The organism is Arthrobacter sp. NPDC080073, from assembly GCF_040686575.1.
GTDB lineage: Bacteria > Actinomycetota > Actinomycetes > Actinomycetales > Micrococcaceae > Arthrobacter.
In genome coordinates, this window is the sequence record NZ_JBFBKR010000010.1 from 126,128 (window position 1) to 149,928 (window position 23,801).

Below are 23,801 nucleotides of genomic sequence, written 5' to 3' on the forward strand. Positions count from 1 at the left end.
GGACCCCCGGATCTTCCGCGGGTCCACTTTTGCATCTAGGGGCTGTTCCGTTCGAGTGCTTTGCCGAGGATGCGGGCGCCCTCGGGGAAAGCGGAGGGGTTGGGTCCTGCGAAGTTGAGCCGGATGAACGGTCCCGCCGGTTCGGCCGGGAACCATTCCGTACCGACCGCGATCATCACCCCGGCACTCTCGCACTCACCGGTCAGACCTTCGAGGTCCGTCCCGTCGGGCAGGCGTGCCCAGAGGTTCAGCCCTCCCTTCGGAATAAGGCTGAGATGGGCCCGGGGGGCGTGCTCGCGCAGGCTTGAGACAAGGAGGTCGCGGCGTGACTGGAGCTGATGGCGGAGGCTGCGCAGATGCGTCTGCCAGGCCGGCTGGGTGACGACATCGAGTGCCGCGGCCTGCAGCAATCCGCTGACGTACATCGACTCGGCCGCGCGGTCCGAAAGAATGCGTTCGCGGGCGGGGCCGCGTGCGATAACGGCTGCAACGCGGATGGCCGGTGAAACGCTTTTCGTGAGGGAACGAAGATAGACCACGTGGCCGGAGTCGTCACGGGCGGCGAGGGGTACCGCCGTCGACGTGATGCCGAAGTCGCGGGCCCAGTCGTCCTCGACGAGGAACGCGCCGTACTGTCGGACGACGTCCAGGACTTCTTCGCCCCGACGGCTGGACCATTGCGCTCCAGTGGGGTTGGCAAAGTTCGGTTGGGCGTAGAACAACCGTGCGCCAGTATCCTCAAAGGCCCTGGCCAATTCTTCGGGCTCCGGCCCATCGGCCCCGCTGGGCACCGGGACGATGCGGACTCCTGCTTGCGTCGCGGCAAGGATGGCTCCCCAGTAGCTCGGAGATTCCATGAGCAGCGGCTGCCCGTGGCCCACCAATGCAGTGAAGATGGAGCTGAGGCCGCCTTGGCTTCCAGGCAGCACGATGACGTCGCTCGGTGTTGGCGGGGTGAGCCCGGCCGGCGTCGCGCTGCCGAGTTCGTGCGCGAACCAGGACTGCAACTCGGGAAGGCCCGCCGCCGGAGGCCGGGACAAAGCAGCGTCGCCGCGGGCCGCGCGGGCGAGGGCGGCCCGCACAAGCCGCTCCGGCAGGAGTTCCCGGTCCGGGTATCCGGAGTGGAAGGCAATAGTTGCGTTCGACGTGTCCCGCATCGTGGTGGAGGCTGAGCGCGGGGGTGCTTGCGGTGCGCGCAGTGCCGCAGTTTGCCAACCGTAATCCGAGGGGCGTGCTGTCCGGACCGCCCGCACGAAGGTGCCGACGCCGGGCCGGCTCTCGATCAAGCCCTGCGAGGTGAGCGCTTGCAGGGCTTTCTGCACCGTCACGGGGCTGGCCTGGTAGTCGGCAACCAGTGACCGGGTGGACGGCAGCCGGGATCCCGGCGCGGCCCCGGCGATCCATTCCCGCAGTCGCATCGCAATCCTGGAACTGCTATCGTTGTTCATGAGAGACAATAGTAGCGCTACTACGATTATTCGCCCAGTGATACTGTCCCGTCCCGCAACGGGCCTTTGGTGGGGCCTCCTGGGAGTAGCGGCCTTCTCGTTCACTGTTCCCTTCACCCGGGTGGCGGTTGGTGGCCTGTCGCCCTTGTTCATCGGCTCCGGCCGTGCCGTCGTCGCGTCGATACTCGCGGCATCCGCCCTCTCGCTCACCAGGCAGCGGCTTCCTCGAGGCCGGCAATGGGCGCGCCTTGCCGTGGTCGCCGCCGGGATTGTTGTCGGGTTCCCCTTGCTCACCTCGTTCGCACTCACGACGGCGCCGGCCAGCCACGGTGCCGTCGTCATCGCCCTCTTGCCGGCAGCAACGGCAACCGCCGCAGTACTCCGCGGACGCGAGCATCCGCCCGTCGCCTTCTGGCTCGTGACGGCCGTGGGCGCTGTTGCGGCCATTGCGTTCGCTTTCGCACAATCAGGCGGGCTAGGGCAGCTGAACTGGGCGGATGTGCTGCTCCTCGGCGCCGTCGTCGCAGCGGCCATCGGTTACGCGGAAGGCGGACTGCTCGCCCGCGAACTCGGCGCATGGCAGACCGTATCCTGGGCGCTCGTCCTGGCATTGCCGTTGATGGCCGGCCTGGCCGCCCTCTCCGTGGCCCAGCAGCCGCCGTCAGCCTCACCGGGCCAGTGGGCTGCTTTTGCATATCTCGGAGTCGTCAGCATGTTCTTCGGCTTCTTCGCCTGGTATCGGGGCCTCGCCATTGGACCTATGGCCAAAGTCAGCCAGGTGCAACTCATCCAGCCCGTGCTGAGCATCTGCTGGGCAGCTCTGCTGCTGGGCGAATCCCTGGGCTGGATCACGATTGTGGGCGGGCTGGCCGTCGTCGTCTGCGCCGGCGTCGCCGTCCGGGTCAGGCTGAATCCGCGGCCGGAACAGAATCGCTAAAGACCAACAGAACAGTTCACCCGTCCCAAGATAGGAAGAATGGAACCATGTACATCCCAGCGCATTTCGAGGCCGGTCCTGACCTCGTCCACCACCTCCTGACCCGGCCAAGTGCGGCGAATCTGGTCACCATGACGTCGCAGGGCCTGCTCGCGACCCTCCTGCCGCTCATCTACGATCCCTCGATCGGCGAACACGGCGCGCTCCACGGACACCTCGCCCGGACCAACTCCCAATGGTCCGAGCCGGCGATCGGAGAATCACTTGCGATCATCCAGGGCGCGGACGCCTACATCTCGCCTTCCTGGTACGCGTCGAAGGCAGAGCATGGACGCGTCGTCCCGACGTGGAACTATTCCACAGCCCACGTCTACGGCACGCTTGCCGTCCATGACGATGCCGCGTGGCTCGGCAACCATGTCAGGCAGCTGACCAACCTCAACGAAGCCCGCTCCGAGCGACCGTGGTCCGTGGATGACGCGCCGGAGCGCTACGTCTCCGGCCAGTTGCGTGCGATCGTCGGCATCGAGCTGGTCATTACCCGTATCGAAGCGAAGGCCAAACTGAGCCAGAACCGGCCCGCCAAGGACATCGACGGGGTCGTGGCCGCCCTTGATGCCCAAGGGCACAAGGAGATTGCTGCCGACGTAGCCCGGGCCAGGAAGGGAAGCTAACGCAGCACGGAAGCTAACGCAGCGGGGAAGTTAACGCAGCGGCCCCCTCCGTCCGGAGGGGGCCGCTGTCTCTCTGTGAAATTATGTCAGCCGGGCTGGCGCTGGGGCCGGCCCCTGATGGCTAGTCGGCGAGGACGGGTTCCTTCTCCTGAAGGCGGGCCGTCTCGTCATGCCAGTCCGAGGTCATCGGCCGCAGCGTGGCCTCTACTGCACGTGCGTGGTGGCCGCAGAAGAGCAGCTCACCGCCGGAGGACTCGAGTACAACGCGGACATATGCCTGGGCCCCGCAACGGTCGCACCGGTCGAGTGCATTGAGTGTGCGGTCTGCAACTGCTGTTGTCATGTTCGGCCTCCTTAGTAGTTCTGTGTATCCATATAACCAGCATTCGAGGCAAAACCATGGCAAGGATGGGTCACGTTCGCTGTCCGCGTATCACATGTGCGTAACACCAGGAAGTGGCGTCCAGCACGATTGGGAGTGGCAGCTCTCGTCCTGGCTCCGGGGCGGCTAGCCTAGGAGAAGTGTTTTTTGCCTCTGTTACACCCCCGAAGGAGCGCCCCGCCCGTGGCACCGAGTTCTGAATACAACGCCCGGCACCTTTCCGTCCTGGAAGGCCTGGAGGCGGTCCGCAAGCGTCCGGGCATGTACATCGGCTCCACCGACTCGCGCGGCCTCATGCACTGCTTGTGGGAGATCATTGACAACTCCGTGGACGAAGCGCTGGCGGGCTTCGGGCATGACATCCAGATCATCCTCCACGCGGACAATTCGGTGGAAATCCACGACGACGGCCGCGGCATCCCCGTGGACCTGGAACCCAAGACCGGGCTCACCGGCGTCGAAGTCGTCTTTACCAAGCTGCACGCAGGCGGAAAGTTCGGTGGCGGCTCCTACACCGCGTCCGGCGGTCTGCATGGCGTCGGCGCGTCCGTCGTGAATGCGCTCTCTGCCCGCCTTGACGTGCAGGTGGACCGCGGCGGCAAGACGTACCAGATGTCTTTCCGCCGCGGCGAGCCCGGACGATTCAAGGACACGGGCTCGAAGCCCAGCCCGACGTCGGTCTTCGAACCGTTCATCGAGAACTCGGTGCTCGACGTCGTGGGCAAGGCCAAGCGGGGTGTCACCGGTACCCGGATCCGCTACTGGGCAGACCGGCAGATCTTCACACCGGACGCGAAGTTCGCCTACGAGGAACTTGCGGCCCGCGCCCGCCAAACGTCTTTCCTGGTTCCGGGCCTCAAGCTCACGGTCCGCGACGAGCGCCGGCTCCCGGGTACCCCCGGCGAAAACGGGCCGCACCAGGAGGTCTTCCATCACGACGGCGGCATTTCCGAGTTCGTCGAGTTCCTCGCCGCGGATTCGGGCGTCACTGATGTCTGGCGGCTCCACGGTGCGGGCAAGTTCAAGGAAACCGTTCCGGTCCTTGACGAAAACGGGCACAGCAAGATCGCCGAAGTGGAACGCGACTGTGAAGTGGACATCGCGCTGCGCTGGGGGATCGGCTACGAAACCACCATGCGGAGCTTCGTCAACATCATCGCCACGCCCAAGGGCGGCACGCACCAGGCAGGCTTCGAACAAGCACTCCTGAAGACCTTCCGCAAGGCCGTCGAAACGAACGCACGCAAGCTCAAGGCGGGCAACGACAAGATTGAGAAGGACGACATCCTTGCCGGCCTGACGGCAGTGCTGACGGTCCGCTTGGCAGAGCCGCAATTCGAGGGCCAGACCAAGGAAATCCTGGGCACTTCAGCCGTCAGGGCGATCGTTGCCAAGGTGGTCGAGGAAGAGATCACGGCGCGCCTGAACTCGGCGAACCGCAACGACAAGGCCCAGTCCGCCCTCCTGCTCGAGAAGATCGTCAGCGAGATGAAGTCCCGCATCTCGGCCCGCGTCCACAAGGAAACGCAACGCCGGAAGAATGCGCTGGAGACGTCGTCGATGCCCACCAAGCTGGCAGATTGCCGCACGGACGACGTCGGCCGCTCCGAGCTGTTCATCGTGGAAGGTGACTCCGCGCTCGGCACTGCCAAGCTGGCGCGGTCCTCGGACTTCCAGGCGCTGCTGCCGATCCGCGGCAAGATCCTCAACGTGCAGAAGGCCTCGGTGGGGGACATGCTCTCCAACGCGGAGTGCGCAGCCCTCATCCAGGTAGTGGGTGCCGGCTCGGGCAGGAGCTTCGACATCGACGCCGCCCGTTACGGCAAGGTGATCCTGATGACCGATGCGGACGTCGACGGCGCCCACATCCGCACGCTGCTCCTCACCTTGTTCTTCCGGTACATGCGCCCGATGATCGACGAGGGCCGGGTGTACGCTGCGGTACCGCCGTTGCACCGGGTGGAAGTCATCAACGCCGGCCAGAAGGCCAACGAGATGATCTACACGTACTCGGAGGCTGAGCTGCACGTCCTGCTGGCCAGGCTCGCCAAGGAAGGCAAGCGCTACAAGGAGCCGATCCAGCGCTACAAGGGCCTGGGTGAGATGGACGCCGAGCAGCTCGCCGAGACCACCATGGATCCGCGCCACCGCACCCTCCGCAAGGTGGGGATTGAGAACGCCAAGATGGCGGAGGACACCTTTGACCTGCTGATGGGATCGGACGTCGCCCCGCGCAAGGACTTCATTATTGCCGGGGCCGCGGACCTGGACCGCGAACGCATCGACGCCTGACTTCGGGTGGGCATGTCCCGTCCCGGCAGCGTGGAGTGGACATAGTCCGAATATGTCCATTGCGTTCTCCGGCGGCCGGACATGTCCGGTGGCCTGGATCAGCCCAGCAGGCCCGGCACGATCAGCAAGCCTGTCGGCACTGCGAGCAACATGGCCGACGCCGCGAGCACCAAAGCGCGCTGAGCTGCCGGAAGCGGCGGCTTGGGTGAGAGCAGCCGGCTGACGCGCGACGCCGTCGTACGCGGTGAGTCGGCGCCGCCGGTGCCGCTCAAGGAGCTGCTTTCGGGGGAAGCGTCCGGATCGCTTGTCCGGGGGAGCGCGAATTGCTCCACGGGGCGGGCGGAGCCGCTGGCCACGATCGCGATTGCCTTGATGAGTGTTCCCTTGCTCTCGGTGCGCAGGGCCACATCGTCGGCAAGCATTTCGATCAGGGAGTTGACCGCAACCTGGGCCAGTCGCGTGGTGGGGAACCATGGCAGTGCTTGGCGCCACGCCGCGAAGGCCCACAAGAGAAGGTCGTGGCGTTGCGAGAGATGGGCATTTTCGTGGATGAGGACGGCCCGCAGCTCGGCAGGCTCCAGGGCGGCCATCAGGCCGTCGGACAGGACGGTCACTGACCGTGCGCCGCCGGGCAGGCAGTACGCCACTGGGGAATCGTGGTTGATGACCACGGTCCCTGGGCCGTCGGCGGACGGCGAGGCCAGAAGCGCGAGGAGTTCGCGGTGCCTCCGCCGCTGCCGCTCGATCTTGACGTAGGTAAGTAGCAGGGTGAACACGAGATGGGCGCTCAGGAGCGCCGCGGCGGACAGGGCGAACAGGTGCCAGAAGCCCAACGCCGTGGTGGGCTCGTTGTGAAGCACCATGCCGGCCAAGGAACGCAGGCCGGCAATAAGGTTGTCGCCGATGGGCTCAAGCCCGTAGACCAGCATGGCCCCGATCATGGAGAGGCCACCGGCGAGTGCGATGGCTTGCCAAAGGACCATGGCCATGAAAGGCGCGCGGGCCGGCCACTCAGCGCGCGACAAAAGGACGGGAACCGGCCATGCCAGCACCAAAGAAAGGACCGCCAGAAAATATGAGGTCCAGAACACGGGTGCTTAGTTTTCGCCGAGCAGCTTGCGCAGCGTGGCAGCTTCACTCTCGCTCACGGAACCGATGAACCGGGCCAGCACGGCTTCGCGGTCCGGGGCGGAACCCAGTGCCTCGTGCATGAGGTCCGCCGTGTGGTCCGCGCGGCTCGAAACGGCCTGGTAGCGGTGCGGGCGGGTGCCGCGTTCGCGCTCCACGAGGCCCTTCTTCTCAAGGCGGGACAAGACCGTCAGGACCGTGGTGACTGCGAGGTCCTTGCCTTGGTGTCCTGCAATGCCATCCGAGGCGGCAGAATCCTGCGCCAGCAGATCACGAAGCTTGTTGGCTGTTGCAGCTTCCTGGCCTGCCCAGAGGAGATCCATGACCGCCCGTTCCAGTTCGCCAAGACTTGCCATCAATGCATCCCTACTTTCCGCGCTTCCCCGCCCCGTTTCCCAGGCTGAAGGAGCACGATAATCCAACATTCCACCCTCAATCTACCGTTTTTTGGCCCGCGATTCTACGTGAGGTAGAACATGCGGCGTGGCGTGTCCTTGCGGCACTGTTACGCCACTGGAAGAGTGGTGAGCAGATCCCAGGGGTTTGTTCTACACTGTGTAGAAGAAGTCAGTTCTACGCAACGTAGAAGAAAGGCGCCGCAAGCGGGCGTCGGGACAATGCCGGATAAAAAGGACAGCCATGGACGCCTTGGAAATCGCACGCTGGCAATTTGGAATCACCACGGTCTACCACTTCATGATGGTGCCGCTGACCATCGGGCTGGGACTTGTCGTGGCCGTCATCCAGACCCTCTGGTACCGCACGGGCAAAGCTGAATACCTGCGGATGACCAAGTTCTGGGGCAAGCTCTTCCTCATCAACTTCATCATGGGCGTGGCCACGGGTATCGTGCAGGAATTCCAGTTCGGCATGGCGTGGAGCGAATACAGCCGATTCGTCGGCGACGTGTTCGGTGCGCCCCTGGCCCTGGAAGCGCTTCTGGCGTTCTTTGTGGAATCGACCTTCCTGGGGCTATGGATCTTCGGCTGGAAGCAACTCAAGCGTGGCGTCCACCTCGCGTGCCTCTGGATCGCCGTGATCGGCTCGGTCTTCTCGGCCTACTTCATCATCGTGGCCAACTCCTGGATGCAGCACCCGGTCGGCGTCACGATGGTCAACGGGCGTCCCGTCATGACCGACGCCTGGGCAGTCTTCACCAACAACACCGCCATGGTGGCCGTGCCCCACACGCTCTTCGGTGCGCTGGCCGTCGCCGGTGCGTTCCTCCTGGGCATCGCCTGGTACCACCTCTGGCGCCGCCGCCACGACGGCATTGACACCGTCGGAGCGGACGGCCGGGCCATCGCGGGCGAAGCCGACATTCCCGGACGGGACAAGGCCGACTACAAGGTGTGGATCAACTCGTTGCGGATCGGCGCCGTCGTCGCCATGATCTCTTTCGCCGGCACCGCCATCACCGGCGATTTGCAGGGCAAGCTGATGTTCGAACAACAGCCCATGAAGATGGCCGCGGCCGAAGCCGCCTGCCACGACGGCACAGGCTTTTCCGTGCTGAGCATCGGCAATCTCGGGTCCAAGAACTGCAACGACATCGTGGCCGTGATCGAGGTCCCCGGCATCCTTTCCTTCCTGGCCAAGGGCGATTTCAACACGGAAGTGAAGGGCGTCAACAGCCTCCTCGACGAATACCAGGCCAAGTACGGCACCCACCTGCCGAGCAATCCCCTGTACGGCGACCGGGCAGGCCAGCAAATCCAGTACGTACCCGTCATGGAAGTGACCTATTGGGGCTTCCGGATGATGATCGGCTTCGGCGGGATCGCCGCTCTTGCCGCCTTGCTTGCCCTCTGGGTCACACGCAAGGGCATGGTCCCGCAATCCCGCTGGATCATGCGCCTGGCGGTGTTCGGCATCCTGGCGCCCTTCGGGGCCAACGCCGCCGGCTGGATCTTCACCGAAATGGGCCGCCAACCGTTCGTCGTCGCGCCCAATCCGGACGCCAGCGGCGTCGACCAAGTGTTCATGTTCACCGCCGCGGCCGTCTCACCAGGTGTCTCCGCCGCCGAGCTGATCACCTCGCTCGTCGCGTTGGCCTCGACCTACGCGGTCCTGCTGGTGGTCGAAGTCCGGCTCCTGGTCAAATACGCCCGGGGTGGCGTGGTGTCCGCGATGCCGGAGCTCGCCGAAGCGCATGGCGGGAACAAGAAGGACGACGACGGCGGGACCCCGGGCGCCCCGGGCCAACCCGGCGACAGTGACGACGTCCTGGCATTCGCCTACTAGGAAGCAGAGGAATCTTTCGAATGGAACTGTTGCCTACCGTCTGGTTCGTGGCCATCGCCGTGCTGTGGACGGGATACCTCTTCCTGGAGGGCTTCGACCTCGGTGTCGGAATGCTCATGAAGCTCTTCGCCCGGAACAACACCGACCGCCGGGTGCTGCTGAACACGATCGGACCGGTGTGGGACGGGAACGAAGTCTGGCTCCTGACTGCGGCCGGTGCCACCTTCGCCGCCTTCCCGCTGTGGTACGCCTCGCTGTTTTCGGCGCTCTACCTGCCGCTCCTGATGGTCCTGGTGGCCTTGATCTTCCGGGCTGTGGCTTTCGAGTACCGGGGCAAAGTGGACAGCACGCGCTGGCGGACCGCCTGGGACTGGGCCATTGCCTTGGGCTCGTTCGTTGCTGCGTTCGGCATCGGCGCCGCGCTGGCGTTGACCACCACCGGGCTGCCGATCGACTCGAACGGTGACCGCCAAGGCGGCCCCTTTGCCTGGTTCAGCGGATACGCCGTACTCGGCGGATTCGCCGTCGTCGCGTTCGCCCTGGTACATGCCCTGGCGTTCCTGGCCCTGAAGACCGACGGCGAAGTGCGCCACCGCGCGCGCCGCTGGTTTGTGCGGCTCGCACCGCTCGCCTTGCTGCCGCTGCTTGCGTGGATGGTGGCCGTCCAGCTCCTCAACGGCAAACCGTTGACGTGGATCCTGGTGATCCTCGGAGTCCTCGCAGCTGTAGGGGCCCGGATACTCGCCCGCAAGGGGGCCGAGGGCAAGGCCTTCGGAGCCCTGGGTGCGTTCCTGGTGTGTGCCACTGCGTCCATTTTCGGTGCCGCGTTCCCCGTGGTCATCCCTTCCACCCTGAACCCAGCCTTCAACCTCACCGTTTCCAACGCCTCGTCCTCCGCCTACACCCTGGGGCTGATGAGCATCGTGGCCGCCGTCGGATTACCCCTTGTCATCGCTTACCAGGCCTGGACCTACTGGGTGTTCCGCCGCCGCGTGAGCGCAGCACATATTCCCGCCGCACATGGCTTCCTCCCGGCCATCGCGGCCAAGGTCCTGGCCGGCCACGCGGCGCCGGAAGGACCAGCCGCCAAAAACGCATCCCACGACGCCGGCGAGTAACGGATGAAGCCCCAGCTGCCCGCCGGACCTGCCACCCGATCCGCCTTGTACGTCCTTGGCCTGCTGTCCTCACTCAAGGCCTTGTCCCTGGTTCTGATTGCGCAGGCCATCGCGGGAATGCTGTCCGGACTTGCAGCGGGCGGCATGGGGTGGCGCGAAGGACTCCTCTGGGGTGCCGCCGGTGCGGTCCTGCGGTCGCTGACGGTCTGGGGACAGGGCGTCGCGGCGCACCGGGCGGCCCTTGGGGTCAAGGAAGAGCTGAGGTCCAGGCTGCTGGGGCGTGCCCTCGGCGCCGGGGCTGCGGGACGGGTGGGCGAAGTGAACGACGGCGGCCTCGCCGTGCTCGCGACCCGCGGACTTGATGCACTGGACAACTACTACACCCAGTTCCTGCCCGCCTTGGTCAATTGTGCAGCGGTGCCCCTGCTCCTTGGCGCGCGGATCCTCTTCGCGGATTGGGTCAGCGCCGTGGTTGTGGTGCTGACCTTGCCGCTGGTCCCGCTGTTCATGGTGCTGATCGGCCGCCACACCGAGGACCGGGTCCACGAAGCCCAATCCACGCTGCGGAGGCTTTCGGGGCACATCCTGGAGTTGGCCAAGGGACTTCCCGTGCTGGTGGGGCTGGGCCGCGCGGGCGAACAGCGCGCCGCCCTTGAGGACCTCTCCGAGGAATACCGCTCGCGCACCATGGGAACACTGCGGACTGCCTTCTTGTCCGCGCTCGCCCTGGAACTGATAGCCACGATTTCCGTCGCGGTCGTGGCCGTCTTCATCGGCGTGCGGCTGGTGGCGGGCGACATGGGACTGGAAGCAGGCCTGCTGGCCCTCATCCTCGCCCCCGATTGCTATCTTCCCCTGCGTGAGCTGGGCACAGCCCACCACGCCAGCGACGACGGGCGCGAGGCCTTGGCCGCAGCCAACGAGGTGCTGGAGTCGCCGGCGGGCCGTCCGCTGAGCAGTGGTTCCGGCACCGAAGAGTCCGCCGCCGTCGTGGTCACCGGACTGACGGTGAGGTATCCGGGAAGGGTGGCCGCTGCCGTCGGGCCCATCGACTTCAAGGCGCCGGCGGGACAGATCACCGCCCTTGACGGCCGGAGCGGTTCGGGCAAGAGCACCATCCTGGGCGTCCTCGCCGGAACGATCGGCGACGGTCCGCTGGCAACTATTGAAGGTTCCGTTAACGGACTGGGCGCCGGCACCGTGGCTTGGGTACCGCAGCATCCGGTCATGGTGGCCGGAACGGTGCTGGACGAGGTCGTCCTCTACCTGAACGGCGGCAACCAGGACGTCGCGTCGATGGACCCCGGGTCCACGCCGGACGCGGACATTGCGAGGGCCACGCGCTGCCTGGAGCAGTCTGCCGCGGAGCACCTCGCGTTCAAACATCCTTCCGAGTTGAGCCCCGGCGAGGTACGGCGGGTCGCCGTGGCCCGCGGCTTGGCGCGGCTCGACGCGGGAGCCACCGTCCTGCTGCTCGACGAACCTACCGCCCACCTCGACGCCGCATCCGCGGACGCGATCCGTTCGGCCATCGCCGGGCTGCGAGGGGCCGCGACTGTCATCATGGTGGCCCACGACGCCGCGACCCGGAAACTGGCGGACACCATCGTTAAGGTCGACGGCGGGATGGTCGACAGCGGGGTGGCGCTGGAGCAAACCGGGCCCGTGGGCCGGGAATCCGCCGCAACCGTGCCGGCTCCGCGCCAGCACGACGCGAATCCCGCAACCACACCGGACAGGGGAATCGAACCCCCCACCACCATCTCCACGCTCAAGGCCCTGGCCCGTATCCTGGCGCCCGTCCGCTACAAGTTCGCCGGTGCCGTGCTGCTCGCGGCGCTCGCTGCCTTGTTTGCCGTGGCGTTATCCGGGCTGTCCGGCTGGCTCATCATCCGGGCCAGCGAACAACCGCCCATCCTGTACTTGCTCGGAGCCATCGTGGGCGTTCGATTCTTCGGCATTGGCAGGGCGGTGCTGCGGTACTCCGAACGGCTCGTCGTGCACGACACCGTCTTCGCCGCGATGACAAGGCTCCGGGGGGCGCTCTGGGCGGCGCTCAGCGCGCGGGCGCTGTCACTCCGCCGGCTCCTGCAGGGCGGCAATGTCCTCGGAGCGGTGGTGGACGACGTCGATACCCTGCGGGACGTGTTGCCGCGCGTCGTCCTGCCGCCCCTGTCCGCCCTTGCCGTCGCGGCCTCGGCCATGGTCGCCTCGGCCCTGCTGGTTCCCGCCACTGTGCCGGTGGTTGTCGCGAGCGCCGTGGTCGGCCTTGTCCTGGCTCCTCTTCTTGCCCTGGTGGCTGACCGCAACGCGGCCCGCTCAGAGCAGGAACTGCGCTCACTCGTGCTGCGCGACGTTGCCGCAGCCCTCGACGCCCGCGCGGAGCTCAGCGCAAACGGCGTGGCCGGAACGGTTCTGTCCTCCCTGACCCGGAGGGACAACGCAGCCACTGCGGCCGCGCAGCGCTCTACGTGGGCTGACGGCATCGGCCAGGGGTTGACCGTGCTGGCCTGCACCCTGGGAGCGCTGGCTGCCGGCCTTCTCGCGGCACCGTCGGTGCAATCCGGAACTGTCGCGCCGGCTGTGCTCGCCGTCGTCGTCCTGGTTCAGCTGGCGCTCGCGGAGCCTTACGGGGCGGTGGTGTCTGCCGTGCGGCAGGGTCCGGCTTTGGCCGCGGTGCTGCGGCGGATCGCCCACTCAGGAGCCTTTGACGCCGCAGAATCCGACGGCGGTGTGTTGAGCCTGCCGAAGCGACCGGACGGCGCTGCGGGACTGCAGCTGGACGGACTCGCGGCTTGCTGGCCCGGCGGCGCGCCCGTGTTCAGCGGGCTCAGCGCCGAAGCGGCCCCCGGGCGCTGGCTTGCGGTCACGGGTCCCTCCGGCTCGGGGAAATCGACGTTGCTCTCCGTGCTGCTTGGCTTCCTGCCGGCATCATCCGGGAGGGCCTGCGTCAGCGGAAATGCTGCGTGGTGTCCCCAGGAGGCCCACCTCTTCGACTCCACTATCCGCGGCAATCTGTTGCTCGCCCGCCCGGCCAGCCGGAAGCCTTCCGAAGCGGACATGTACCAGGCCTTGGGCGCCGTCGGGCTTTCAGGATTGGTATCCCGGCTTCCCGGGGGCCTTGACAGCCGCATAGGGCCCTCGGGTTCGTTCCTGAGCGGCGGCGAACGCCAACGGCTCGCCTTGGCCCGCACCCTCCTCACCGGCGCAGCTGTCCTCCTCCTGGACGAGCCGACGGCCCATCTCGACGCCGAGGCCGGGCGCCTCATGATGGCGGAGCTGCGTGCCGGCCTGGAGGACGTCACGGTGGTCCTGGTGACGCACAATCCGGCCGACATCGCCGCGGGAGACTCCCGTTTGGATCTCGGTTCGCCGTCGGCGCTCCCGGTGCTTGTGCGCGGAAACTAGCCGTGAAGCCGTCCGAAGATGGTGTCCACCGATTCGACAATGGTGTCCACGAGCTTCCGCGCGTCGTCCTCCCGGATGAGCGGCGTCGACTGACCTGCCCATAGGGACATCACGTCCGGTATTCCCTGTGCCGCCGCGGCGGGCCGGAACTTGCCCGTCAGCCAGTTCTGGATCGGGAACGGGGCATGCGTGGCAGGATCGGCGAGCTCGGCGATGATCCGGTTGGGGATGCCGCGTGCCAAGCGGCCGCTGAGGGCGCGGGTCAGGACGGTGTGGGCGGCGTCGGGCCCGCGCATCGCGGCGAGGTGCGCGGGACTGATGGCGGACTGGCGCGTGGCCAGGAAGGCAGAACCGATTTGCACCGCGTCCGCGCCGAGCGCCAAGGCGGCAGCGACCCCGCGCCCGTCCGCGATACCGCCTGCGGCGATGACTGGAACCGGGACGGCATCCACCACCTGGGGTACCAGGGCCATGGTCCCGACGAGCGAGTCCTCCGGGGCCCGCAGGAAGGAAACCCGGTGTCCGCCGGCCTCCATGCCCGTGGCCACGATGGCGTCCACGCCGCCGGTAGCCAAGGCCACGGCTTCGTCAACAGTGGTGGCAGTACCGACCACCACGATGCCGTTCCGGTGGGCCTCCTCGATGACAGCTTCCGACGGAACCCCGAAGATGAAACTCAGCACAGCCGGGCGGGCAGCGATGGCCGCTTGAATCTGTTCCTGCAGATCGGGCAGGTAGGTGTCCGGTTGCGCGGGTGGTTCCACGCCCACCAGCTCGAAATACGGCCGGAGGACGTCCACGTAGGCCGCGAACTGCTCGGCATCCGGAGACGGCGGCTCTTCGCCCTCGATGGGGAGCCAAAGATTCAGTGCGAAAGCTTTCCCGGTGGCCTCCCTGAGTTCGCGGGCCGTGGCGGCAATCCGCTCCGCATCGTATCCGTAGAGGCCGTACGAACCGAGCCCGCCGGCCTCGCTGACGGTGGCCGACAGTTCCACCGAGGACAGGCCGCCGAAGGGACCGAGGACGATGGGCAGGTCAATCTTGAAGAGGCGGCTGGCCCTTGTGTCTTTCCATGACATCGGAGCGCCTAGCCGTCGACGTCGTGCAGGTGATGGACGACGTCGTGCAGGAAGTACTGGGCAAACGTCAGCACCGTGAACGTGGATCCGTTGCTGCGGACCCCCGTGCGGGGCCACTCGTCTTCGTGGACAGCGGCGAAGGAGTTGGCAATTTGAGTGCCCTCGGCGGCCAGCTGCGCAGCCACTTCCGCCGGATCCGCGTTGGCGTAGTCGCCCTCGATCGCGGCCTTGTCCTGGTCCCAATTGGCGAAGTGGGCGTCGTCCTCCCGCAGCATCAGGTTCAGGCGCTGGTCGAAAAGGCTGAAGACATCCCGCACGTGGCAGGCATACTCCAACGGCGACCACGTGTGCTCGTCAGGACGGGTGGACGCGTCTTCCCGGCGCAGCACGGCCCGCCAACGCGGCAGCATGTTCAGGACTGTCCCCGGGACGGTGGACGGGGTCACAGTGGCGGCGTCGAAGCCGCATTCGGGACAGGGCGTGGACAGAACCCAGGTCCAGTCCTTGTCATCGGGAATGATCGGCATGGCAGTAGTCTAGGGCCCGGATTCCTGATCCGGTCACGCGACCTGCGCGAGGCCCATCCCCGGTCCGATCGGCCCGATCAGGAGTAAAGTTATGAGCTGGGGAAGCCTGGAAAGTGAAATTGCCATGCTTAAGGATCTAAACGTCGCCGGAGTGCTCCCTGCCAGCGATATCGCCCGCGCCCGCGACTTCTACCGCGACAAGCTCGGTCTCGAACCGGACAACCCGGAGGCCAAAGACAACCTGATGTACAAGTGCGCCAACGGCACCGGCTTCCTGCTCTATGAGACGCCCAACGCCGGAACCGCCAAGAACACCCAGTTGGGATTCCAGAGCACGGACCTGGACAAGGACATGGCCGATCTCAGGGCGCGCGGAGTCGTTTTCGAAGAATACGACTTCCCGGGCCTGAAAACCGAAAACGGCGTAGCCACCTTGCCGGACGGCGAACGGGGAGCCTGGTTCCTCGACTCGGAAGGAAACATCCTCAGTATCGCCACGATGTAGCCGGGCGCATTCGGGTTTCAGCCTTCGACAGCTGCTACTTCGCTTCCGTTCCCTTCGTCCCACGCCATGCTCGCACCAATGGCATCCACGGGCTGGGAGAGGGGAACGCCGGAGCCGTCGCGGCGGCCGTGTTCCTGCGGCAGGGCACGGGCGACGCCGGCGCTGGATGATGCCTTCGCGGGGCCGTGCCCCGCCCACCCGAGCAGCAGAGTGTCTTCGCCCTTGAGGAAACGGTGGGCCCGGACCCCTCCCGTCGCCCGGCCCTTGGCCGGGTATTCCTCGAACGGGGTGATCTTCGCCGTGCCCGGAGCAGTCCCCGGAAGCGCGCCGTTGCTGCCCGCGATCGTCACGACGACGGCGGCAGGGTCGTTGGCGCGCACCGTGCCGAAGTGGATGACGTCGTCGCCGTCCGCAAGCTTGATCCCCGCCATGCCGCCCGCGGTACGGCCCTGCGGCCGGACGGCAGAGGCGCTGAAACGCAGGAGCTGCGCAAGCCGGGTGACGAAGACAAGGTCGACGTCGTCGTCGGGGGCCGGCTCCACCCCCACCACAGTGTCCTTGTCCTTGAGGGCGATGATTTCCCAGTCTTCCCGGTTCAACGGGTAATCGGGCTGGACGCGCTTGACCACGCCCTGGACCGTTCCGATGGCCAACACGGCATCCAGCGGTACGAACGCCACGAGCGTTTCGCCCTTGAGCAGCGTGATGAAGTCTTTTGCCGCGACGCCCCCGGCAAGATTGGGCAGGCCGGACATGGGCGGCAGCACCGGCATGTCCATGACTTGTACCCGCAGCATGCGGCCCTGCGAGGTTACCGCGCCGATTTCGCCGCGCGCGGTTGTCTTGACCACCGAGCGGTAGACATCATGCTTGCTCCGCGGGCCGGATTCGGCCAGCGGTTCCTGGTTTGAGGTCCGTGCGATCTGGCCCGAGGTGCTGAGCAGTGCCCAGCAGGGGTCATCGGGGATCTCGAGCGGAAGTGCCGCGGCCTTCCCCTTGCCTGCCGGGACGGCTGCTGCAAGCGCCGCGGCGACCGTGGGGGAGACGGCCTCGGACTCAAGGAGAACCGTGCGTCGCGGCGTGCCGTACTTCTCAGCCACTTCGGCCAATTCCCCGGACACCAGTTCGCGCAGGAGCACGTCGGACCCCAGGATCGCTTCGAGTTCGGCGATCTCCCGGCGCAGTTCTTCCTGCTCTTTCTCGAGTTCGATGCGCGAGTACTTGGTCAGTTGGCGCAGGCGGAGTTCCAGGATGTAGTTGGCCTGGATCTCGGACAGGTCGTAGATGGACATCAGCCGTTCGCGGGCCGCCGATGCCTCGTCCGAGGAGCGGATGATCTGGATGACCTCGTCGATGTCCACGATCGCGATCAACAGGCCCTCCACCAGGTGGAGGCGGTCCTTCTTCTTTCCCAGGCGGAAGGCCGTGCGGCGGCGTACGACGGACAGGCGGTGGCCGACATACACCTGCAGGAGCTGGAGCAAGCCCAAAGTCTGCGGCTGCCCGTCCACCAGGGTCACGTTGTTGATGCCGAAGGAGTCTTCCATCGGGGTGAACCGGTAGAGCTGCTGCAGCACGGCGTTGGGGTTGAAGCCGTTCTTGATCTCGATCACGAGCCGCAGTCCGTGCTTGCGGTCAGTGAGGTCCATGACATCGCTGATGCCCGTCAGCTTTTTGGCGTTGACGGCATCCTTGATCTTCTCGATGACCTTCTCCGGACCCACCATGTAGGGGAGTTCGGTGACCACCAGGCCGGTGCGGCGCGCGGTCAGCTGCTCGATCTCCACCTTGGCGCGGGTCTTGAATGAACCACGCCCCGTGGCGTAGGCATCACGGATTCCGTCCAGGCCCACGATCCTGCCGCCTGTGGGCAAGTCCGGGCCGGGCACGAACCGCATGACGTCGTCCAGCGTGGCGTCCGGATTGGCGATGAGGTGCCGGGCGGCCGCGATGACTTCCACGAGGTTGTGGGGAGCCATGTTGGTGGCCATGCCGACTGCAATGCCCGTGGTGCCGTTGACCAGCAAGTTCGGGAAGGCCGCGGGCAGGACATCCGGCTGGGTGAGCTGGTTGTCGTAGTTGGGGACGAAATCCACCACGTCTTCGTCGAGGTGCTCGGTCATCGTCATCGCTGCCGCGGCGAGCCGGGCTTCCGTGTAACGCGGCGCGGCCGGGCCGTCGTCGAGCGAACCGAAGTTGCCGTGCCCGTCAATCAGGGGCAGGCGCAGCGAGAAGTCCTGTGCCATGCGCACCATGGCGTCATAGATGGCCGCATCGCCATGGGGGTGCAGCTTTCCCATGACTTCGCCCACCACGCGGGCGCTCTTCACGTGCCCGCGGTCCGGGCGCAGGCCCATGTCGCTCATCATGTACAAGATGCGCCGTTGGACGGGTTTGAGGCCGTCGCGCGCATCGGGGAGCGCGCGGGAATAGATCACCGAATACGCGTACTCCAGGAAGGAGCCTTCCATTTCGGAAGTGACGTCGATATCGATGATGTTCTCGGTGAAGTCCCCGTCGACGGCGGCCGAGGCTGCGTTTGAGCGGGAGGGACTTTGGCTTCGTGCCATGGAGTCGGTGGATCCTTAAACGTGTACTGCGGAAGACTTAGCTAGGCTAAGCCTATGGTGGATCAGCCCGGCACCGGCGTATATCCGGAATATTGGGAGGCCGATGTCGTGCTTCGCGACGGCGGAACGGCCCACTTGAGACCTATCTCACCCGAAGATGCCGACGCGCTGCAGGCCTTCCACACGGCGCAGTCCGAGACTTCCATCTACATGCGGTTCTTCTCGTTCAAATCCAGGCTCTCGAGCAAGGAACTGCGCCGCTTCACCGAGGTGGACCACAAGGACAGGGTGGCCTTCGTCATCACCATAGGAGGCGAGATCGTGGGCGTCGGCCGGTACGACCGGCTGGATGACCCCACCGAGGCCGAAGTAGCCTTCAATATTTCCGACGCCCAGCAAGGCCGCGGCATCGGCTCCATCCTGCTCGAACACCTGGCTGCGGCTGCCCGGGAGAACGGGATCCGCCGCTTCACGGCCGAGGTCCTGCCGGAGAACCGCAAAATGCTCCGGGTCTTCGCCGACGCCGGCTACGAGCTCGCGCGCAGATTCGACGACGGCGTCGTCAGCGTCGAATTCAACATCGACCCCACCGAAAAATCGCTGGCCGTCATGGAATCGCGGGAACACCGCGCCGAGGCCCGCAGCGTACGGGACTTGCTGGCGCCGTCGTCGATCGCTGTAGTGGGCGCCAGCCGCCGGTGGGGGACGGTCGGGCACCAGTTGCTTGAACACATCCTCGAGGCTCGCTTCGCCGGCGCGGTCTATGCGGTCAACCCCGAAGCATTCGAACTGGCCGGCATGAAGTCCTTCGCCCGGATCGCCGACGTCCCCGGGCCGGTGCAGCTCGCCGTCGTCGCGGTTCCGTACGAGGAAGTGACGAAAGTCGTGAATGAGTGCGGGGCGGCCGGTGTCAAAGGCCTGGTGGTCGCCACAGCAGGGTACGCGGACGACGGCGAGCGGGGGCTGCGGAGGCAGCGGGAGCTGGTGCGCCAGGCCAGGTCTTATGGCATGCGCGTGATCGGGCCCGAGTCGCTGGGGATCGTGAACACGAACCCGGAAGTTTCGCTCAACGCGTCGATGGCCCCGAGCCTGCCCCGGCGCGGAGGACTCGGGCTGTTTTCGCAATCCGCAGCTATCGGGGTTTCCGTCTACGCCGCGGCGAGCCGCCGGGGACTGGGCATCTCCTCGTTCCTGTCCGCCGGCAACCGTGCCGATATCTCCGGGAACGACGTCATGCAGTTCTGGGAAGACGATCCCGATACGGTCGCCGTCGGGCTCTATCTGGAGTCGATCGGCAATCCTCGCAAGTTCTCCCGCCTGGCCCGGCGCTTGTCGCGCAGCAAGCCGGTCATCGTTGCCAAGTCGGATGTCACCGGGCTGCGCCTTCCGCCGGGGCATGTCGTCCGGACCACGCTGGCGCCTGCGGCGGCCCTTGATGCGATGATGCGCCAAGCCGGCGTCATCGCCGTCGAAACCATCGAACAGCTCATGGACGTAGCGCAAATCGTTTCCAGCCAGCCCCTGCCCAAGGGCCCGGCGCTCGCTGTCTACAGCAATTCCGCGGCCTTCGGGAAGGTCGTGGCGGACAACGCGGCACCCCACGGACTCATCGTCGACAGGATCGTCACCGACGTGGACCTGGACGCGGGGACGTCCGCGGCGCGGGAAGGTCTGCGGCGCAGCCTCCGTGAGAATCTTGCGGACGATTCCGTGCATGCGGTGGTGGCGGCGATGGTGCCCTCCCGCAGCCTCACCATGGACGCGATCGCGGGAGTGCTCGCCGAATGCGCGGCGGAGGCAGGCAAGCCCGTCGTGGCTGCTTTCACGGGGATCCTCGATACTTCCGTGCAACTGGATGAATTGCTTGCCCGGAACCGTGAATCCGGTGAGTCCGGACCGTCCCTTCCTTGCTACTCCAGCGCGGGCAGCGCGGTGGCGGCCTTGGCGGCAGTGGTCCGTTACGCGAAGTGGCTGGACCGGGACCAAGGCATGTTCGTGGAGCCTGCGGGTTGCGACCGCGAAGGTACCCGCGAACACATCGAACGGCTCTTGTCCTCTGTCCCGGGGGAACAATTGGTACGGCTCGACGACGGCGAAGCGGCCGCGCTGCTGTCCCGCTACGGCATCCCCGTGGTGCCCTCGGCCGTATTCGAGAGCGACGACGAAGCGGTCGCCGCTGCCGAACGGCTCGGCTGGCCCGTGGTGCTCAAGACCACTGATCCTGCCCTCCGGCATCGCCTGGACCTGGGCGGTGTGCGGCTCGATATAGAAGACGCGGACTCGCTGCGGCGCAACATCGCGCAGATGCGTCGCGCCCTCGAACCCTACGGTTCATCGGCCATAGAAGTGCAGGCCATGGTTTCCGTGGGGCAGGCCTGCACGTTCCGGGCCATCGAGGATCCGCTCCTGGGGCCCGTGGTGTCCTTCGGTTTGGCCGGAGATGCCGTGAACCTCCTGGACGACTGGGCGCACCGGGTGCCTCCGCTGTCCTCCACCGATCTCCACGACTTCATCAGGGCCCCCCGGGCTTCCCTGAAGCTCTTCGGCTACCAAGGGCTGCCGGCGGTGGACGTGGCGGCCCTCGAAGACCTGGGAGCACGGTTGGCCCGCCTCAAGGATGAACACCCCGGTATTGCCTTGGTGGAGTTCAATCCCGTACTGGCCGGGACCCGGGGCGCGAACATCCTTGCCGCGGAGGTGTGGATCGGGAACGCCGCACAGCGTACGGACAGTGCCCGCCGTGCGATGCTCGGCTGAGCCGAAAGTTGACCGCCGCAGGGCCGGACGGTTATGAAGTCCCCAGCCGATCTGTGAAAATGGGGAAATGAGCTCGAAGTCCCCGACGCCTCCGTCCGGTCCGGCTACCACCGGGCACCATGCAGCACACAACCACAGCTCGCAGGGGCAGAGCCTGGACCAGGCACTTCAACGGGCAGGTTTCTATCCTGTCCTTGTTGCCGACGTTGTGGCCGACGCCTTGGACGGGCGCGATTGCCTTGCGCATCTGGTGCATTTGGAAACGCATTTCGACCGTGCCGAGGTCCGGCGGCACATCACGGTCCTGGTGCTCACCGAGGACATGCTGGTGATCACCCACGTCGACGACCAGCAGCTCGACGAAGCCGGCGAGCAGATCGTCGCCCAGATTTCCACGGAGTCCGTGCCTGTGGCGCAAATCCGCTCGGTGGTCCTCAGCTACATGTATGCGCAGCCGCAGAACTACACTCCGAGCGACCCTGTCAGGGAGCTGACCCTGTCCATTGCCTGGTCCGGGGGCCAGCGACTGGATGTGGGACCTGCCAGCTGTGGCGATCCCCAGTGCGAAGCCGACCACGGATACACGGGCACCATCTCCCAGGAGGACATCGTGCTGCGGATCAGCTCCGAGGCCGACGGCCCCAGGGCTGTCCAGGACGCGAAGGTCTTTGCCCGCGCGCTGCGGGCTGTGAACACAGGCGCTCCCGGGCCCTCGGTCCATACGGGCACGATCTCCGCTCCGCGACTCCGCTCGGGGGTCTTCGGCAACAGGCTGAGCCGCGGGCATCAGCGCTGATGGCGACGTCCGAACCCGTCGCCCAGGAAGCCGTCCCCGTTTCCAGCGCCGTCCCTGAGCTTCCGGGCGCGCCGCTGTATGGCAGCAAATCGATCGCCGAGGTCTTCAGCAGCGCAGCAGCGAGCATGGGCCTGCCCGGTTTCGAAAACAAACTGCAATTGCCTGCATCGCAACGCGTGTGCGTGGTTCTCGCCGATGGCCTGGGGCGCAATCTCCTGAAGCAGAAGGCCGCCCACACCCCGTTTCTGAGGTCAATTGCGAATTCGGAACAAGGCGCCGTCCCGGTGTGGCTTGATTCGGCTTTTCCTTCCACCACGGCATCGTCCTTGGCCAGCCTTGGAACCGGCCGGACGCCCGGTGAACACGGCATGGTGGGCTATGACGTCCTGGATCCTGACCAGGACAAGGTAGTCAACCTGCTCGGCAACTGGGACGGCGGAGTCGACCCCCTGCGCTGGCAGCCGTTCCCGACAATTTTCGAACGCGTGGCTGCCGACGCCGACGTCGTCACGGTGAGCTTGCCCCAGTTCGGCGCGTCACCGATGACCCGCGCGGCGCTCCGGGGAAGCCGGTTCGTGGGCGGCAGCTCGCTCCACGCCCGGACGGCAGCGGCGGGGGAGGAAATGGCCGCGGGAACCCGCTCGCTCATGTACTTCTACGTCAACGAGCTGGACAAAGCCGGGCACCGCTACGGCTGCCAGTCCGATCGCTGGGAGCACCAGCTCGAAGAAATCGACTCAACGGTCAAAAGGCTTTCCGCCTCACTGCCCGCGGGGACAACCATCCTCCTCACCGGCGACCACGGAATGCTCGACGTCCCCGAATCGCAGCGCATCGACTACTCCGCCGATCCCGCCCTTATCGCCGGGGTCCGGCACACGGCAGGGGAGCCGCGCATGGTCCACCTGTACCTGGAGCCCGATGCACGAGAGCGTCACCGCGAAGCGCTGTTGGATGCCTGGCGCGCCCGCTTCGGCGGGAGGATCTGGGCCTTCACCCGCGAGCAGGCCCTTGACGCCGGATTCTTCGGGACCACTCGGGCAGAGGTTTCCCCCCGGATCGGGGACGTCATGATCGCGGCCCGGGACACTTTGGCGCTCTACGACGTCCGCCGCGTCCGTCCGACTGCCTTGGAGGTGGTGGGGCAACATGGTTCGCTGACCAAAGCGGAGCGCGAAGTTCCGCTGCTTTGCTTCCAAGCCGGAGGTCCCAAGGGCCGCCGTGGCTGAGCTTATTTTCTTCTCCGGAACCATGGACTGCGGCAAGTCCACCCTTGCGTTGCAGATGGACTACAACCACCGTGCGCGCGGCAGGGGCGGGGTCCGCTTCAGTTGCAACGACCGCGCCGGCGGTTCCGTCATCTCCAGCCGGCTCGGCCTCCAGACGGACGCCGTGGAGGTCATTGAAACGACAGATTTCTGGGACGAAGTTGTCCGACGCCGGACCACAGGCCTCAAGGTGGACTACCTGATCTGTGACGAAGCCCAGTTCTACTCACCGGAGCAAGTGGAACAGCTGGCGCGCGTCGTTGATGAGATGGGCGTCGACGTGTTCGCTTTTGGCATCACGTCCGACTTCCGCACCCGGCTTTTCCCCGGATCCCAGCGTTTCGTGGAACTCGCGGACAGGGTCCAGGTCCTGCAGGTCGAGGCCCTCTGTTGGTGCGGCCGCCGGGCAACGCACAATGCGCGGACCGTGGACGGCATCATGGTGGTCGAAGGCGAGCAGGTCGTGGTGGGAGACGTTGCCACGGACGCCGACAGGGACGCTGCACCGGAGCAAGCCGAAGGGTCGCACCCGGTCGTCGGATACGAGACCCTATGCCGCAGGCACTACATGCGCCGGGTGACGGCACACGGGGCCAACCTCATGGCGAGCCGGGATCAGTTGCTGCCATTCGACGTCGACGCCTGCCTTTGGCACGGCACCAGCTGAA

At 66.2% G+C, this 23,801-nt stretch carries 18 protein-coding genes; 11 read left to right on the forward strand and 7 right to left on the reverse strand.

Features of this window, described 5'->3' with window-relative positions; all coding sequences use genetic code 11:
* Positions 1 to 35 precede the first annotated feature (35 nt).
* A complete protein-coding gene (locus AB0O52_RS13355; RefSeq protein ID WP_364538259.1) occupies positions 36 to 1,448 on the reverse strand; it encodes a PLP-dependent aminotransferase family protein in 1,413 nt (470 codons plus the stop codon).
* Between AB0O52_RS13355 and AB0O52_RS13360 the strand changes: the two genes are divergently transcribed.
* Both AB0O52_RS13360 and AB0O52_RS13365 read left to right on the forward strand, forming a co-directional pair.
* Positions 1,447 to 2,385 (forward strand): DMT family transporter, encoded by a 939-nt coding sequence (locus tag AB0O52_RS13360; RefSeq protein WP_364538260.1) that lies wholly within the window; start codon positions 1,447 to 1,449, stop codon positions 2,383 to 2,385. The two genes, AB0O52_RS13355 and AB0O52_RS13360, sit on opposite strands and share 2 nt — an antisense overlap.
* A gap of 47 nt (positions 2,386 to 2,432) precedes the next feature.
* A complete protein-coding gene (locus AB0O52_RS13365; RefSeq protein WP_364538262.1) occupies positions 2,433 to 3,059 on the forward strand; it encodes an FMN-binding negative transcriptional regulator in 627 nt (208 codons plus the stop codon).
* A 121-nt stretch (positions 3,060 to 3,180) separates the two neighbouring features.
* On the opposite strand, the gene AB0O52_RS13370 is transcribed toward AB0O52_RS13365, so the two are convergent.
* The gene (locus AB0O52_RS13370; protein ID WP_059389114.1) at positions 3,181 to 3,402 is read right to left on the reverse strand and encodes a hypothetical protein; all 222 of its coding nucleotides are present in this window, start codon (positions 3,400 to 3,402) and stop codon (positions 3,181 to 3,183) included.
* Between the two features lie 222 nt (positions 3,403 to 3,624).
* On the opposite strand from AB0O52_RS13370, the gene AB0O52_RS13375 reads away from it, so the two are divergent.
* Positions 3,625 to 5,733 carry a DNA topoisomerase IV subunit B gene (locus AB0O52_RS13375; protein ID WP_364538264.1) on the forward strand — a complete coding sequence of 703 codons (2,109 nt, stop codon included), beginning with the start codon at positions 3,625 to 3,627 and terminating at the stop codon, positions 5,731 to 5,733.
* Positions 5,734 to 5,831: 98 nt separating this feature from the next.
* On the opposite strand, the gene AB0O52_RS13380 is transcribed toward AB0O52_RS13375, so the two are convergent.
* Both AB0O52_RS13380 and AB0O52_RS13385 read right to left on the reverse strand, forming a co-directional pair.
* On the reverse strand, positions 5,832 to 6,824 hold the full coding sequence (locus tag AB0O52_RS13380) for a M56 family metallopeptidase (protein WP_364538266.1): 993 nt from the start codon (positions 6,822 to 6,824) through the stop codon (positions 5,832 to 5,834).
* Positions 6,825 to 6,830: 6 nt separating this feature from the next.
* Positions 6,831 to 7,217, reverse strand: a complete 387-nt coding sequence (locus tag AB0O52_RS13385; protein ID WP_364538268.1) for a BlaI/MecI/CopY family transcriptional regulator — start codon at positions 7,215 to 7,217, stop codon at positions 6,831 to 6,833.
* Between the two features lie 283 nt (positions 7,218 to 7,500).
* Here AB0O52_RS13385 and AB0O52_RS13390 point away from each other — a divergent pair, with 283 nt between their 5' ends.
* Genes AB0O52_RS13390 through cydD form a run of 3 tightly spaced genes read left to right on the forward strand, consistent with a single transcriptional unit; the run spans position 7,501 to position 13,631 of the window.
* A complete protein-coding gene (locus tag AB0O52_RS13390) occupies positions 7,501 to 9,105 on the forward strand; it encodes a cytochrome ubiquinol oxidase subunit I (RefSeq protein WP_364538270.1) in 1,605 nt (534 codons plus the stop codon).
* A gap of 20 nt (positions 9,106 to 9,125) precedes the next feature.
* Positions 9,126 to 10,223 (forward strand): cytochrome d ubiquinol oxidase subunit II, encoded by a 1,098-nt coding sequence (gene cydB / locus AB0O52_RS13395; RefSeq protein WP_364538272.1) that lies wholly within the window; start codon positions 9,126 to 9,128, stop codon positions 10,221 to 10,223.
* Positions 10,224 to 10,226: 3 nt separating this feature from the next.
* On the forward strand, positions 10,227 to 13,631 hold the full coding sequence (gene cydD / locus AB0O52_RS13400) for a thiol reductant ABC exporter subunit CydD (protein ID WP_364538274.1): 3,405 nt from the start codon (positions 10,227 to 10,229) through the stop codon (positions 13,629 to 13,631).
* On the opposite strand, the gene AB0O52_RS13405 is transcribed toward cydD, so the two are convergent.
* Together AB0O52_RS13405 and AB0O52_RS13410 are read right to left on the reverse strand one after the other, a co-directional pair.
* Entirely contained in the window at positions 13,628 to 14,710 is a 1,083-nt protein-coding gene (locus AB0O52_RS13405) for a nitronate monooxygenase (RefSeq protein WP_364538276.1), read from the reverse strand. The two genes, cydD and AB0O52_RS13405, sit on opposite strands and share 4 nt — an antisense overlap.
* Before the next feature lie 8 nt (positions 14,711 to 14,718).
* Entirely contained in the window at positions 14,719 to 15,237 is a 519-nt protein-coding gene (locus AB0O52_RS13410; RefSeq protein WP_364538278.1) for a DinB family protein, read from the reverse strand.
* A gap of 124 nt (positions 15,238 to 15,361) precedes the next feature.
* On the opposite strand from AB0O52_RS13410, the gene AB0O52_RS13415 reads away from it, so the two are divergent.
* Positions 15,362 to 15,742, forward strand: a complete 381-nt coding sequence (locus AB0O52_RS13415; protein WP_364538322.1) for a VOC family protein — start codon at positions 15,362 to 15,364, stop codon at positions 15,740 to 15,742.
* Between the two features lie 17 nt (positions 15,743 to 15,759).
* Here the strand turns inward: AB0O52_RS13415 and AB0O52_RS13420 are convergent, their stop codons facing one another.
* Positions 15,760 to 18,312, reverse strand: a complete 2,553-nt coding sequence (locus AB0O52_RS13420; RefSeq protein WP_364538280.1) for a DNA topoisomerase IV subunit A — start codon at positions 18,310 to 18,312, stop codon at positions 15,760 to 15,762.
* Positions 18,313 to 18,366: 54 nt separating this feature from the next.
* On the opposite strand from AB0O52_RS13420, the gene AB0O52_RS13425 reads away from it, so the two are divergent.
* From AB0O52_RS13425 to AB0O52_RS13440, 4 genes are all read left to right on the forward strand, one after another.
* Entirely contained in the window at positions 18,367 to 21,069 is a 2,703-nt protein-coding gene (locus tag AB0O52_RS13425) for a GNAT family N-acetyltransferase (protein ID WP_364538282.1), read from the forward strand.
* Positions 21,070 to 21,136: 67 nt separating this feature from the next.
* A complete protein-coding gene (locus tag AB0O52_RS13430) occupies positions 21,137 to 21,865 on the forward strand; it encodes a DUF5998 family protein (RefSeq protein ID WP_364538283.1) in 729 nt (242 codons plus the stop codon).
* Positions 21,865 to 23,094 carry a nucleotide pyrophosphatase/phosphodiesterase family protein gene (locus AB0O52_RS13435; protein WP_364538285.1) on the forward strand — a complete coding sequence of 410 codons (1,230 nt, stop codon included), beginning with the start codon at positions 21,865 to 21,867 and terminating at the stop codon, positions 23,092 to 23,094. Before AB0O52_RS13430 ends, AB0O52_RS13435 begins: the two co-directional genes overlap by 1 nt.
* Entirely contained in the window at positions 23,087 to 23,800 is a 714-nt protein-coding gene (locus AB0O52_RS13440) for a thymidine kinase (protein ID WP_364538287.1), read from the forward strand. The genes AB0O52_RS13435 and AB0O52_RS13440 overlap by 8 nt, the downstream gene beginning before the upstream one ends.
* Position 23,801 lies beyond the last annotated feature (1 nt).

What these genes read in the sequence shown, in the direction of transcription:
- AB0O52_RS13430 (WP_364538283.1), top strand. Translation starts at nt 21,137, where the DNA reads ATGAGCTCGAAGTCCCCGACGCCTCCGTCCGGTCCGGCTACCACCGGG.
- AB0O52_RS13365 (WP_364538262.1), top strand. Translation starts at nt 2,433, where the DNA reads ATGTACATCCCAGCGCATTTCGAGGCCGGTCCTGACCTCGTCCACCAC.
- AB0O52_RS13425 (WP_364538282.1), top strand. Translation starts at nt 18,367, where the DNA reads ATGGTGGATCAGCCCGGCACCGGCGTATATCCGGAATATTGGGAGGCC.
- AB0O52_RS13420 (WP_364538280.1), bottom strand. Translation starts at nt 18,312, where the DNA reads ATGGCACGAAGCCAAAGTCCCTCCCGCTCAAACGCAGCCTCGGCCGCC.
- AB0O52_RS13390 (WP_364538270.1), top strand. Translation starts at nt 7,501, where the DNA reads ATGGACGCCTTGGAAATCGCACGCTGGCAATTTGGAATCACCACGGTC.
- AB0O52_RS13405 (WP_364538276.1), bottom strand. Translation starts at nt 14,710, where the DNA reads ATGTCATGGAAAGACACAAGGGCCAGCCGCCTCTTCAAGATTGACCTG.
- AB0O52_RS13355 (WP_364538259.1), bottom strand. Translation starts at nt 1,448, where the DNA reads ATGAACAACGATAGCAGTTCCAGGATTGCGATGCGACTGCGGGAATGG.
- AB0O52_RS13410 (WP_364538278.1), bottom strand. Translation starts at nt 15,237, where the DNA reads ATGCCGATCATTCCCGATGACAAGGACTGGACCTGGGTTCTGTCCACG.
- AB0O52_RS13415 (WP_364538322.1), top strand. Translation starts at nt 15,362, where the DNA reads ATGCTTAAGGATCTAAACGTCGCCGGAGTGCTCCCTGCCAGCGATATC.
- cydB (WP_364538272.1), top strand. Translation starts at nt 9,126, where the DNA reads ATGGAACTGTTGCCTACCGTCTGGTTCGTGGCCATCGCCGTGCTGTGG.
- cydD (WP_364538274.1), top strand. Translation starts at nt 10,227, where the DNA reads ATGAAGCCCCAGCTGCCCGCCGGACCTGCCACCCGATCCGCCTTGTAC.
- AB0O52_RS13370 (WP_059389114.1), bottom strand. Translation starts at nt 3,402, where the DNA reads ATGACAACAGCAGTTGCAGACCGCACACTCAATGCACTCGACCGGTGC.
- AB0O52_RS13435 (WP_364538285.1), top strand. Translation starts at nt 21,865, where the DNA reads ATGGCGACGTCCGAACCCGTCGCCCAGGAAGCCGTCCCCGTTTCCAGC.
- AB0O52_RS13360 (WP_364538260.1), top strand. Translation starts at nt 1,447, where the DNA reads ATGAGAGACAATAGTAGCGCTACTACGATTATTCGCCCAGTGATACTG.
- AB0O52_RS13385 (WP_364538268.1), bottom strand. Translation starts at nt 7,217, where the DNA reads ATGGCAAGTCTTGGCGAACTGGAACGGGCGGTCATGGATCTCCTCTGG.